The following is a 12,012-nucleotide window of genomic DNA, read 5'->3' on the forward strand; positions in this document are numbered from 1 at the left end:
GTCGTCGAGGTGCGCGGCTGACACCGCGGAACCGGCTCGAAAGACAATTCGGTCGTTCAGTTCGCACACGTAGTTTCGACGCGCGGCCCCGACGACAGCTACGACGAGACGAAATCCCGTGACGAGACGGCAGAGCGCGGCCGGGACGATGACACCGAAGATCGGTCCGTCGGACGCGGTGCAGACGGATGGCCTCGGAGTGCGAACGGACGGGTCAGACCGGAGACCGGAGATCAGCGCCGCAGTCGGGCGGCCCCGCTACTCGCCCTGCGCGTCGACGGTCGCGACGGCCGCGAGGTTCACGATGTCGCTGACCTCGTCGTCCCGCTGGAGGACGTGGACCGGGCGGTCCATGCCGACCAGCATCGGCCCGATCGCCTCGGCGCCGCCCAGCCGCTGGAGCAGCTTGTAGCAGACGTTGCCCGCCTCGAGGTTGGGGAGGACGAGCACGTTCGCGGGTTCGTCTAAGTCGGCGAACTCGTAGTTGTCCTCGAGCAGTTCCTCGACGACGGCGGTGTCGGCCTGCATCTCGCCGTCGACGGGGAAGTCGACGTCGGGGTCCGCTCGGAGTCGCTGTGCCGCCCGGCGGGGTTTACGCGTTCCCCGGTTGTCGACGCTGCCGAAGTCCGAGTACGACAGGAGGGCGGCCCGCGGCTCGACGTTGAACCGCCGCGCGAGGTCGGCCGTGTGGCGCGTGATCTCGGCTAACACGTCCTCGTCGGGGTCCTGGTTGACCGTCGCGTCGGCGAGGAAGACGACGCGGTTCTTGAACGTCAGCATGTAGACGCCCGCGGCGTAGTCGGTGTCGGGCGCCGTGCCGACCACCTGCAGCGGCGGCCGCAGCGCCGACGGGTAGTGGTTCGTGAGCCCGGTGAGCATCGCGTCGGCGTCGCCCCGATCGACCATCACCGACGCGAAGTAGTCGCTGTCCCGGATCCGCTCTCGCGCCTCGGTCCTCGTCACGCCCTTGCGCCGGCGGCGCTCGTAGAGCGCTTCGGCGTACTCCTCGTAGTCGCCGGTCGACGGATCGACGATCTCGGGGTCGAACTCGAGGTTGAGATCGGCGACGGTGGCCCGGATCTCCTCGGCGTCGCCGATCAGCACCGGCCGCGCGAGGTCGCGGTCCTCGAGCTGGGCCGCCGCCCGAACGATCTTCTCGTTGGTCCCTTCGGCCAGCGCGAGCCGCTTCGGATCGGTCTTGGCCTTGTTGAACACGGTCCGCATCATCTCGCGGGACTTGCCCAGACGGGCCTCGAGGTCCTCGACGTAGGTCTCGAGGTCGAGGTCGGTGCGAGCGGCGCCGCTCTCGACCGCGGCGCGGGCGACGGCGGGCGCGACCTCGAAGAGCACGCGCGGATCGAGGGGCTTCGGAATGATGTACTCGGGGCCGAACTGCAGCGGCTGGTCGCCGTAGGCCTTGCGGACGGCGTCGGGGACGTCGGTCCGCGCGAGGTCGGCGATGGCCTCCGCGGCGGCGACCTTCATCTCCTCGTTGATCTCGCTGGCCCGGACGTCGAGCGCGCCGCGGAAGATGAAGGGAAAGCCGAGGACGTTGTTGACCTGGTTCGGGTAGTCCGAGCGCCCGGTCGCCATGATGACCGTGTCGTCCCGGGCGTTCTTGGCCGTCTCGTAGTCGATCTCCGGGTCGGGGTTGGCCATCGCGAAGATGATCGGATCGTCGGCCATGGACCGCACCATCTCCGGGTCGACGATGTCGCCGACCGAGAGGCCGACGAAGACGTCCGCGTCGACGATCGCGTCGGCGACGTCGCCCGGGGGCACGTCGCGAGCGAACTCGCGGCTGTAGGGGTCGAGGTCGCCGGACTCGGCCCGCTCGGTCGTCAGGATACCGTCGATGTCGACCATGGTGATGTTCTCCTTCGGGACGCCCAGCGAGACGAAAAACCGGGCGGTCGCGATGGCCGCCGCACCGGCGCCGGAGAACGTGACCGAGAGCTCCGCCATGTCCTTGCCGGCGATGTCGACGGCGTTGAGCAAGGCCGCGCCGGAGATGATCGCGGTGCCGTGCTGGTCGTCGTGAAAGACCGGGACGTCCATCCGCTCGCGCAGTCGCTCCTCGATCGTGAAGCAGGCCGGCGCCGCGATGTCCTCGATGTTGACGCCGCCGAACGTCGGCTCCATCGCCGCGACCGACTCGACGAAGGCGTCGACGTCGTCGTGGTCCAGTTCGATGTCGAAGACGTCGATGTCGGCGAATCGCTTGAACAGCACGCCCTTCCCCTCCATGACGGGTTTCGACGCCTGAGCGCCGATGTCACCCAGTCCGAGTACCGCCGAGCCGTTCGAGACGACGCCGACGAGATTCCCTTTGGCCGTGTACTGGTAGGCGTCGTCTTCGCGATCGGCGATCTCGAGACACGGCGCGGCGACGCCAGGCGAGTACGCCAGCGAGAGGTCGCGCTGGGTGGTCGTCGACTTCGTCGTGCGGATCTCGACCTTGCCGGGGGGCTCTTCGCGGTGGTACTCGAGCGAATCGTCGTCTAGTGACATAAATGCGAATACGGAGAGCCGCCGGAAAAACAGTACCCTAGTAGGGATAGGTAATATATACACACCTAGTTGACGATCGACAGATATCACGGGCGCCCGGGACGATTACGCGGCGAGATCGCAGCCGCCGGCCCGACGCTCGCCGCGGAGCCGTCGCCGAAACGACCATCGGAACGTTTAGCAACCGCAAGCACGCAGGTCGTGTCATGGGGCTGTTCGACGCGCTGTTTCGCTCGAGTTCGATCCTCGGCATCGCCGAGGAAACCCTCGAGTTCGCCCTCGAGTCCTCCGAAGCCGCCCACCCCGACGAGTACATGGGGTTTCTCCGGGGAACCGAGGCGGAGCGACTCGGGATCGACCGGGACGGACTCGTCATCACGGATGTTCTCGTGATTCCCGGCACCGAGTCGAACAGCGTCAGCGCGACCGTCAAGACGAGCCAGATCCCGAACGACGTGAAGGCGCTCGGCAGCGTTCACTCGCACCCGAACGGCGTGATCAGCCCGAGCAGCGCGGATCTGGAGACGTTCGGTCGGGGCAGCGTCCATATCATCATCGGCGCGCCCTATCGCCGCTCGGACTGGCGGGCCTTCGATTCGGGTGGCGAACCGACCCAGTTGAACGTGATCGACGTGGAGCTGCCCGAAACCGAGGACTTCTTCGATTTCACCCAGGCGGATATCGACGACGAACTTCGATAGTATGATGCTCGAGACGACTCCCGGTCCGGTCCGCGGACCGACTGCGAAACCGAGACGACGAACCGATCGACCGACGACCGAGGGAGCCGCGACGGGGCTTCGGGGGGCGCGATGACGCGGACGGTCGTCGCCCAGGGGACCTTCGACATCCTCCATCCCGGACACGTCCACTACCTCGAGGAGGCCGCGGCGATGGGCGACGAACTGCTCGTCATCGTCGCCCGGAAGTCGAACGTCGACCACAAGGAGAAACCGATCTGTCCGGCGGCACAGCGTCGGGACGTCGTCGCCGCCCTCGAGGCCGTCGACGACGCGATCGTCGGCCACGAGGAGGACATCTTCGCGCCCATCGAGGAGATCGATCCCGACGTGATCGCGTTGGGTCACGACCAGCACCACGACGACGACGCGATCGAGGCCGAACTCGAGCGCCGCGGAATCGACTGCACCGTCGAACGCGCGAGCGCCCGCGACCCCGAGCGAGAAGACGAGATCCTCTCGACGCGGCTGATCATCGATCGGATCCTCGAGCGCCGCGGCTGAGGGCCCGAACCGCGGGCGCTCCCGTCAGTTTTCCAGGATAACCGGCGGGGGGAGACGCATCGAATCGATCGTGTGTCCAGTCTCGACGAAGTGTTCGATGGCCTGCTCCGAGACCTCCGCCTCGGTCGTGCCCCCGGCGGTGCTGGCCTGCCAGTCACACTCCAGACAGTACTTATGCATTCGTGGCTCTGTCAGTCACTCTGTGACAGCGGCGGGAAAGGTTCGTGCAGGAAATCGAAGGGCGCGAGCGTGTACAGGGCCGAGAACGCCGGCGTTAGCATTCAAATGTCGTGTGCAAGTGAGTGGATCGGAACCGGTTTTCGGTCGTTCTGACAGCTGCGTTTACTGTCGATATCGGTCGTAACGGTCGTCGATCGGACCGCCGCCGATCGCCCGAAGGTGTTCGCTACGAGCGTGATAGTGGCCGATACCGGTATCCGAGGACTTTAAGCGCCGAGGTAGCAATCTCCCGGTATGAGCCAACAGCCCGAACAGCGGTCGCCCGCGGAGGGCAAACCGGACGACCTGCCGAGCAACGAGGTCACGGAGGGGGTCGAACGCGCGCCCCACCGTGCGATGTTCCGCGCGATGGGGTACGACGACGAGGACTTCGACTCGCCGATGATCGGCGTCGCGAACCCGGCGGCCGACATCACCCCCTGTAACGTCCACCTAGACGACGTCGCGGGGTCGGCCTACGACGCCGTCGACGAGGCCGGCGGGATGCCTATCGAGTTCGGGACCATCACCATCTCCGACGCCATCTCGATGGGGACCGAGGGGATGAAGGCCTCCCTCATCTCCCGGGAAGTCATCGCCGACTCCGTCGAACTCGTCGCCTTCGGCGAGCGCATGGACGGGCTGGTCACCATCGGCGGCTGCGACAAGAACATGCCCGGCATGATGATGGCCGCCATCCGGACGGATCTCCCCAGCGTCTTCCTCTACGGCGGCTCGATCATGCCCGGCGAGCACGAGGGCCGCGAGATCACGGTCCAGAACCTCTTCGAGGGCGTCGGCGCCGTCGCCGACGGCGAGATGTCCCGCGAGGAACTCGACGAGATGGAGCGCAACGCCTGCCCCGGCGCCGGCTCCTGCGGCGGGATGTTCACCGCCAACACGATGGCGTCGATTTCCGAGACCATCGGCTTCGCGCCGCTGGGCTCGTCCTCGCCGCTCGCCGAGGACGAGGACCGCTACGAGGTCGCCCGCGAGAGCGGCGAACTCGCCGTCGAGGCCGTCGAGGAACGGCGTAAACCCTCGGACTTCCTCACCAAGGAGTCCTTCGAGAACGCCATCGCGCTCCAGGTCGCCGTCGGCGGCTCGACCAACGCCGTCCTCCACCTGCTGGCGATGGCCGCCGAGGCCGGCGTCGATCTCGACATCGAGGAGTTCAACGAGATCAGCGCCCGCACGCCCAAGATCGCCGACCTCCAGCCCGGCGGCGAGCGCGTCATGAAGGACCTCCACGAGGTCGGCGGCGTCCCCGTCGTCCTCCGCGAACTGCTCGAGGCGGACTTGCTCCACGGCGACGCGCTGACCGTGACGGGCGAGACGATCGCCGAGGGGCTCGAGCGCATCGATCCGCCGGCCATCGAGGACCTCGACGCGGACTTCCTCAACACCGTCGACGAGCCGATCCACGAGCGCGGCGCGATCCGTATCCTGACGGGCAACCTCGCGCCCGACGGCGCCGTCATCAAGATCACCGGCGAGGACCACCTCCACCACGAGGGCCCCGTCCGGATCTTCGAGGAGGAGGAGAACGCGATGGCGTACGTCCAGGAAGGCCACGTCGAGAGCGGCGACGTCATCGGGATCCGGAACGAGGGTCCCCAGGGCGGCCCCGGCATGCGCGAGATGCTCGGCGTCACGAGCGCGGTCGCCGGCCAGGGCCACGCCGAGGACGTCGCGCTCTTTACCGACGGTCGGTTCTCCGGGGCGACCCGCGGCTTTTCCATCGGCCACGTCGCGCCGGAGGCCGCCGTCGGCGGCCCCATCGCGGCCCTCGAGGACGGCGACACGATCACCATCGACATCGACGACCACGAGCTCTCCGTGGACCTCACAGACGAGGAACTCGAACAGCGACTCGAGGAACGCGACGAGCCGGAACCCAACTACACGACGGGCGTGCTGGCGAAGTACGGCCAGATGTTCGGTTCGGCGGCGAACGGCGCCGTGACGAACCCCGGCGCGAAGCAGGACTAGCGAGTTGGCAGCGTACCGCGCCGAAGGCGCGGTTTCACCGCCGCCGAACGGAGTGCGGTGGCGGATTTTTCGTCCACGGTTTTCGACGGTCGAGATTCGGTCCTTGTCGGCAGTCCGTTTTTCGACAGGACCAGCCGTTTCGAGACCGTACGCCGGGTTTGATCCGACGGAACGGACAGCTGGGACTCCGCGTCGGACGGCCGTGTTGCTCCGATTGGATGTCGGCTACTCGCTCCGAAAGGGAGCATACTTATTACATTTTGTCGTACAAGCTTTACGTGAGATGGCTGACTCGAAACGATACGTGGCGTTCGCGTTCGGACTGATCGGAATCTGCGGCACGCTCCTCGGGATCCACGGCGGGCCGGGAGTAGCGCAAGAACCGAACGCGGCGCTCGCCCTGGGCAGTGGCGTCGTCGGCGGGGTCTCCCTCGGCTGGTATCAACACGCCAGGGACGGACTCGAGAACGACGAGCGGTACATGGCCATCAACTATCGGGCCGGCTACGTCGCCTTCTGGGCGGTGTTCTGGTTCCTGTTCGTCTTCGCGATGGCCGGAATCGGAGAGGGCGACGGCGACGCGACCTCCGCGCTCCCGATCGACGCTCACTCGATCGTAATGACGGCGATGGCACTCGGGTTCGCTTCCCTGCTCGTCTCGAAAGCGTGGTACAGACGGCAGTTCTGATCGCCTATGGAGAACAATCTCAAGGTCTGGCGGGCGAAAGCCGACGTCACGCAGGCCGAACTCGCCGACGAGGTAGACGTCTCCCGGCAGACGATCAACGCCATCGAGCGCGGACGGTACGATCCGAGCCTCGAGTTAGCCTTCGAACTGGCGCTGTACTTCGATTGCCGGATCGAGAATATCTTCACGTACGAGCCCGCAGACGACGATTGATCGCCGATACAGATCTGCAAGCGATCCGGGCGGTCGCCCGCGATCACTCCTCGAGTCGACGCTCCGCTTCCTCGAGTGCCTCCTGCGTGTCGATCCCCTCGAACGTCCGCTCGGAGACGCCCTCGAGGGCCTCCTCGCCGACTTCCGCGACGTCGATGCGGTCGATCGCGGCGACGATCCGCTCGTCCTCGGAGTCGAGGGTCTCCGCGCAGGCCTCGGCCATCGCGTCGGCCCGGTAGACGGCCTGGGTCGTCTGGTACCAGCCGTCCTCGAGGCGGACCACGGCGCCGTCGCGGCCGCGGGCGCGCTCGTGGAGCGTCTCGAGCAGCGCGGGCTCGACGAAGGGCATGTCGCAGGCGACGACGGCCGCGTACTCGCGGTCGACGGCCTCGAGGCCGACCCGCATGCCGGCCAGCGGCCCCCTGTCCGGGACGGGGTCGGTCGCGTATCGGGGCTCGAGGTCGCTGCCAGCGAGCGCGGCCCGAATCGCCTCGAGCTGATCGTCGCGGCAGTTGACCACGAGGTCGTCGGTCACGGTCGCGAGTCGGTCGACGACTCGGCGGATCATGGGCGTTCCCGCGAGGTCGGCGACGGCCTTGTCCGACTCGCCGAAGCGCGTGGAGTAGCCGCCGGCGAGGACGACGCCGCCGAGCGAGCGTTCGCTGGTCACGGGCGGCGATAGGACCAGCTAGCCCATAAACCACGTCCCCATTCCATCGCATCTGGGAACTCGAGGACGGGACGGGATCGACGGCGTCACTCGAGGACGTCGACCAACGGCTCGTCGGCGATCATGCTCGTCAGGACGACGCGCGAGATTCGCCCGTGGGCGGCCGCACCGGCGTCCGCGCTCCGCTCGAGAATTCGCGTCGCGACCTCGCGGGCGACCGCGCGGTCGTCCGCGTCGTCGACCATGTTGAGCACCGGTACGTACGTCGCGTCCGGCGGCACGTCCTTCAGCCCGCCGTCGGGGCTGGTGAGGATCGTCGCGACGTCGTCCGGCCGAATCGTGTCGCCGAGATCGCGTCCGGTAACGGCCGCGACGCGCTCCGGCCGGTGGACGGCCCCCTCGTCGAGGGGACGGCCGACCGCGTCGACGCTGGCGATCGCGAGCACCGTGTCGACCGTCTCCGGAAGCTGCGGCTCGCGCTCGTTCGGCGCCTTCAGCAGCCGCGTTCGCGCCCCGTCGGCCTTGACGAGGACGTGATCGACGCTCGAGGCCGCCGCGATCCGGTCGACGACGTCCGGTTCGTACCCCAGGTACCGATCGTCTCGCTCCTGTTCCGGGACCAGGCCCAGCGGCCACTCGAGGCCGTTCACGGCGCCGTCGGCCTCGCCGGCGTCGGCCCGCTCGAGCAGGTCGGCCGGGTCCTCGGTGACTCGCACCGCGGCGACCTGCCGGTCGAAGATCGGAATGCGGACGGTCGCCGTCACGACGGCGCGCTCGAGGCGGCCGGCGAGTTCGTACAGCGTCGATTTCTTGCCCCCGGCGCCGACGACGCAGGTGAGCGAGGCGTCGGCCGCGAGGGCGTCGACGAGATCGGGATCCGGGTCGTCGTCCATATCCGACGGTACGACGACCGGCAAGAAAGGGTCGGCGGTCGGTCGCCGAGTGCGGCGGCTACGAGAAGTGGTCCCGCGTCGGCGACCGGCCCGGCAGCGCATACTCGAGGTAGCCCACGAGGTACGCCAGCAGGAGCGGGAGGTAGCCCTCTCGCTCGTGACGCCGCACCGACGTCCGGACCGGGCAACTGGGGTCGTAGACGACGGACCCCGCCTCGCACAATCGCAGGGAGAGGTCCGTGTCCTCGAGGAAGGAAAGCGATTCGTCGAAGCCGTCGACCGCCTCGAACGCCGACCGGCGCACGCTGCAGTTCGACCCCGGTTGCTGGACGAAGCCGACGGGCCAGCTCACCCGGTACCACCAGTCCGAGAGGAGCCGAAAGCGAACGCGGTGGGCCAGTCCACCGGCGAGGGGCCGGAGCGGACCGCCGACGCCGACGACCGATGGCGTCGCGTAGTGGCGCCAGTGGCGTCGCACCCACGCCGACGGGACGACCGTGTCGGCGTCGGTGAACAGCAGGACGTCGCCGGTCGCGGCCGCAGCGCCCCGGTTCCTGGCCCGGCCGGGTCCCACCCGGCTGTCGTCGATCAGGACTCGGTCGACGATCGGATGCGCTCGAGCCGCTGCCAGCGTCCGTTCGCCGCTCGCGACGACGACCACCTCGAAACGGCCGTCGAAGGTCTGCGCGACGAGCGAATTCAGCGTTCGCTCGAGTCGCGATCCTTCGTCGCGAGCGGGGACGACGACCGAGGCGTCGACGTCGGACATCGTCGGTGACTGTCGGCCCGAGCAATATAACCGCTCTGCCGTGTCGGGTCGCCGCCGCTGTCCGGACCGTCACTCTCGAATCCGCGGCCCGCCGGTGCGGAGACGGACACACCGCGTCTGAGCGTGACGTCGCAGTCCGACACGGGAGGGGTCGGCCCACTCTCCCTGATCGCCGCGACTGGTTTCGGGCCCGCTGAATCCAGCCCTACCGACGTTGTAGCAAGCCCGGACCGATTATAATTGTAACTAATTTTCCGGCTATCTTTATGTATTACGAAATAATACCTCATAGTTGAATGTCAGACAATGACACTCAACGGTCTAGTGGCCGAATCGGCGACGCGATGAACAGACGAGCCTTCATGAGCACCGCCGCAGCGGCCGGGTTTTCCCTCGCCGGTATGGGAGCCACCGCGGCGGCCGCGGCCGGCGACGAGCGGGTGTTTTTCCAGTACTTCCACGAGACGTGGCCGACGATCACTGACGACCTCTCGACGGTCGCGGACCGCGGCTACGACGGCGTCTGGATCCAGGCGCCCCAAGAGAGCGAGTTGACCTGGAGCGACCGGGACGGCCGGAACGATCCGCCGTTGGGCTACCAGCCGGTCGACTTCCGCTCGTTCGACAGCGAGTTCGGGACCGAAGCGGACCTCGACCGGCTCGTCGAGACCGCACACGAACACGGCCTCGAAGTCTACGTCGACTGCGTGATGAACCACATGGCCGCGGATCGCGGCTACGACTTCTCGCAGTTCGAGGAGCAACACTTCCACACTCACGTCGGTTCGATCGACGACTGGGACGACGAACACCAGGTCGAGCACGGGAACCTCCTCGGCTTGAAGGACCTCGCGCAACTCGAGGACCACGGACACGAGGACACCGCGCCGTACGTCCGCGAGCAGCTGTACGACTACATGAAAAAGATCGCGGACACCGGCGCCGACGGCTACCGGTACGACGCGGTCAAACACGTCGAGCGCGAATTCTGGGCGCAGTACGCCAACCAGTGGGCCGACGAGTTCGGCATGAGTCGAATCGGGGAGGTGTTCGACGGCGGCGTCGACTACGTGCAGAACTACATCGATACCGGCATGAACGCCTTCGACTACCCGCTGTACTTCGTCATGGAGGAGGTCTTCGACCACGGCGATATGAGCAGACTCGAAGGCGCGGGAGTCGTCGCTCAGGACCCGTTCCACTCGTGGCCGTTCGTCCAGAACCACGACGAGGGCGCGCCGCCACAGTACCACCTCGCACACGCCTTCGCGCTCACGATCGAGGGGACGCCGATGGTATACAACCTCCATCCCGACGAGATCCTCACCGACGACGCGATCAACAACGTGGTGTGGGTCAAGACGAACCTCGCCGGCGGCGCGACCTACTGGCGACACGCCGACTCCGACCTCGCAGTTTACGAGCGGGAGAACAACCTGCTCGTCGGTCTCAACAACGGTACCGACAACTGGCGAAGTGAGTGGGTGGACACGACCTGGAGCAACGAGACGCTCAAGGACTACAGCGGCAACGCCGACGACATCGAGGTCAACGGCGACGGCTGGGTCGAGGTCGCGGTTCCGCCCGAGGGGTGGGTGTTCTACGCGCCGTACTGATCGGCGCGAGCGGTGATCGACTCGCTCGACGGCGATTTCTCGCTGCGGCCGTCGCCGGCGCCGGCAGTCCGACTCCGCGCGACCGCCGGACCGCGAGAGAGCGGTTCGACCGTTGTTCGTTGCCACCGTCGAAATCCCCTTGACGGGGCTTCCCCTACGCCGTGACATGGCGACCGTCAGCGCGGGAGCGCGACTCCACGTCGGCTTCCAGAACCTCTCGCTCGCTCGCAGACGACTCTACGGCGGGATCGGCGTCGGACTCGAGGCGCCCCGCGTGACGGTCACCGCCGAACCCGCGTCCGGCGTCGAGAGCGACGATCCGCTCGGACGGGAGTACGCCGCCCGCGCCGTCGAGGCCCTCGACGTTCCGGGAGTCGCGGTCACGCTCGAGGAGCGGCTGCCCCGCCACGTCGGCCTCGGCAGCGGGACCCAGCTGGCCCTCTCGGTTCTCGCCGCGACGGCGCGGGCCCACGGCCTCGAGCCTCGAGTCAGGGACCTCGCGCCGGCGATGGGCCGGGGCGGACGCAGCGGCGTCGGCGTCGCGACCTTCGAGGACGGGGGCTTCGTCGTCGACGCCGGCCATCCGACCAACCGCTTTACCACCGAGCCGCCGGCGGAGGGCGACTGGACGGTGCCCCCGGTCGTCGCCCGCCACGACCTCCCCGAGAACTGGCGCTTCCTCGTCGCGGTTCCCGACGCCGACCCCGGCCGCAGCGGCGACGACGAGGACGCGAGCATGCGCGCCGTCGTCGAGCGCGCCGACCCCGCCGTCGCGGACGAGATCGCCGGCGTCGTCACCCGCAAACTGCTTCCGGCCGCCGCCGAGGGTCGCCTCGAGGCCTTCGGCGAAGCGGTCGCCGAGATCGGCCGGAAGAACGGCGCTTGGTACGCCGACGCGCAGGGCGGCGTCTTCCGTCCGCCGGCGGGAACGCTCGTCGAGGCGCTCGAGGACTGTCCGGTGCTGTCGGGCATCGGCCAGTCGTCGTGGGGCCCCGTCGTCTACGGCGTCACAGACCGCAGCCACGCCGCCGAGGCCGAGTCGGCGGCTCGAGCGGCGCTGGCGGACAACGGACTCGGGGGGCGGATTCTGGTGACCGAACCGGCGACGGACGGGGCTCGGGTTCTGTCCGATGGCGAGCGATCGTAGCCGCGACCCGCGCGAGCGAGTATGTAGCGGCGCGCGATGTCGATCGTATC

Annotated in this window: 11 protein-coding genes; 7 read left to right on the top strand and 4 right to left on the bottom strand. The window is 67.8% G+C overall.

The window, feature by feature from the left end; translation table 11 throughout:
- Positions 1-258 precede the first annotated feature (258 nt).
- Positions 259-2,511, bottom strand: a complete 2,253-nt coding sequence (locus HTZ84_RS05475) for an NADP-dependent malic enzyme (protein ID WP_174679747.1) — start codon at positions 2,509-2,511, stop codon at positions 259-261.
- A 206-nt stretch (positions 2,512-2,717) separates the two neighbouring features.
- Here HTZ84_RS05475 and HTZ84_RS05480 point away from each other — a divergent pair, with 206 nt between their 5' ends.
- The 5 genes from HTZ84_RS05480 (at position 2,718) to HTZ84_RS05500 (ending at position 6,867) form a co-directional block, all read left to right on the top strand.
- The gene (locus HTZ84_RS05480) at positions 2,718-3,212 is read left to right on the top strand and encodes a Mov34/MPN/PAD-1 family protein (protein ID WP_174679748.1); all 495 of its coding nucleotides are present in this window, start codon (positions 2,718-2,720) and stop codon (positions 3,210-3,212) included.
- Between the two features lie 111 nt (positions 3,213-3,323).
- Positions 3,324-3,755 (top strand): adenylyltransferase/cytidyltransferase family protein, encoded by a 432-nt coding sequence (locus HTZ84_RS05485; protein ID WP_174679749.1) that lies wholly within the window; start codon positions 3,324-3,326, stop codon positions 3,753-3,755.
- Between the two features lie 474 nt (positions 3,756-4,229).
- Complete coding sequence (gene ilvD / locus HTZ84_RS05490) at positions 4,230-5,966, top strand: dihydroxy-acid dehydratase (RefSeq protein ID WP_174679750.1); 1,737 nt, start codon at positions 4,230-4,232, stop codon at positions 5,964-5,966.
- Between the two features lie 283 nt (positions 5,967-6,249).
- The gene (locus HTZ84_RS05495) at positions 6,250-6,654 is read left to right on the top strand and encodes a hypothetical protein (RefSeq protein WP_174679751.1); all 405 of its coding nucleotides are present in this window, start codon (positions 6,250-6,252) and stop codon (positions 6,652-6,654) included.
- Positions 6,655-6,660: 6 nt separating this feature from the next.
- Positions 6,661-6,867 (top strand): helix-turn-helix transcriptional regulator, encoded by a 207-nt coding sequence (locus HTZ84_RS05500; RefSeq protein WP_174679752.1) that lies wholly within the window; start codon positions 6,661-6,663, stop codon positions 6,865-6,867.
- 43 nt (positions 6,868-6,910) lie between these two features.
- On the opposite strand, the gene mobA is transcribed toward HTZ84_RS05500, so the two are convergent.
- The 3 genes from mobA to HTZ84_RS05515 all read right to left on the bottom strand — a co-directional run bounded on the left by mobA (position 6,911) and on the right by HTZ84_RS05515 (position 9,199).
- Positions 6,911-7,537: a molybdenum cofactor guanylyltransferase gene (gene mobA, locus HTZ84_RS05505; RefSeq protein ID WP_174679753.1), complete on the bottom strand. Its 627-nt coding sequence runs from the start codon at positions 7,535-7,537 to the stop codon at positions 6,911-6,913.
- Between the two features lie 86 nt (positions 7,538-7,623).
- Complete coding sequence (yqeC, locus tag HTZ84_RS05510; protein WP_174679754.1) at positions 7,624-8,430, bottom strand: selenium cofactor biosynthesis protein YqeC; 807 nt, start codon at positions 8,428-8,430, stop codon at positions 7,624-7,626.
- Between the two features lie 58 nt (positions 8,431-8,488).
- Entirely contained in the window at positions 8,489-9,199 is a 711-nt protein-coding gene (locus HTZ84_RS05515) for a glycosyltransferase (protein ID WP_174679755.1), read from the bottom strand.
- Between the two features lie 362 nt (positions 9,200-9,561).
- Here HTZ84_RS05515 and HTZ84_RS05520 point away from each other — a divergent pair, with 362 nt between their 5' ends.
- Both HTZ84_RS05520 and HTZ84_RS05525 read left to right on the top strand, forming a co-directional pair.
- Positions 9,562-10,815 (top strand): alpha-amylase domain-containing protein, encoded by a 1,254-nt coding sequence (locus HTZ84_RS05520; RefSeq protein WP_254611710.1) that lies wholly within the window; start codon positions 9,562-9,564, stop codon positions 10,813-10,815.
- A gap of 166 nt (positions 10,816-10,981) precedes the next feature.
- A complete protein-coding gene (locus HTZ84_RS05525; protein WP_174679757.1) occupies positions 10,982-11,962 on the top strand; it encodes a beta-ribofuranosylaminobenzene 5'-phosphate synthase family protein in 981 nt (326 codons plus the stop codon).
- Positions 11,963-12,012 lie beyond the last annotated feature (50 nt).

Source organism: Haloterrigena gelatinilytica (assembly GCF_013342145.1).
In the GTDB taxonomy this organism is placed as follows: domain Archaea; phylum Halobacteriota; class Halobacteria; order Halobacteriales; family Natrialbaceae; genus Haloterrigena; species Haloterrigena gelatinilytica.

Coding starts and splice junctions, on each gene's coding strand:
- HTZ84_RS05475 (WP_174679747.1), bottom strand. CDS start 2,511: ATGTCACTAGACGACGATTCGCTCGAGTACCACCGCGAAGAGCCCCCC.
- HTZ84_RS05480 (WP_174679748.1), top strand. CDS start 2,718: ATGGGGCTGTTCGACGCGCTGTTTCGCTCGAGTTCGATCCTCGGCATC.
- HTZ84_RS05485 (WP_174679749.1), top strand. CDS start 3,324: ATGACGCGGACGGTCGTCGCCCAGGGGACCTTCGACATCCTCCATCCC.
- ilvD (WP_174679750.1), top strand. CDS start 4,230: ATGAGCCAACAGCCCGAACAGCGGTCGCCCGCGGAGGGCAAACCGGAC.
- HTZ84_RS05495 (WP_174679751.1), top strand. CDS start 6,250: ATGGCTGACTCGAAACGATACGTGGCGTTCGCGTTCGGACTGATCGGA.
- HTZ84_RS05500 (WP_174679752.1), top strand. CDS start 6,661: ATGGAGAACAATCTCAAGGTCTGGCGGGCGAAAGCCGACGTCACGCAG.
- yqeC (WP_174679754.1), bottom strand. CDS start 8,430: ATGGACGACGACCCGGATCCCGATCTCGTCGACGCCCTCGCGGCCGAC.
- HTZ84_RS05515 (WP_174679755.1), bottom strand. CDS start 9,199: ATGTCCGACGTCGACGCCTCGGTCGTCGTCCCCGCTCGCGACGAAGGA.
- HTZ84_RS05520 (WP_254611710.1), top strand. CDS start 9,562: ATGAGCACCGCCGCAGCGGCCGGGTTTTCCCTCGCCGGTATGGGAGCC.
- HTZ84_RS05525 (WP_174679757.1), top strand. CDS start 10,982: ATGGCGACCGTCAGCGCGGGAGCGCGACTCCACGTCGGCTTCCAGAAC.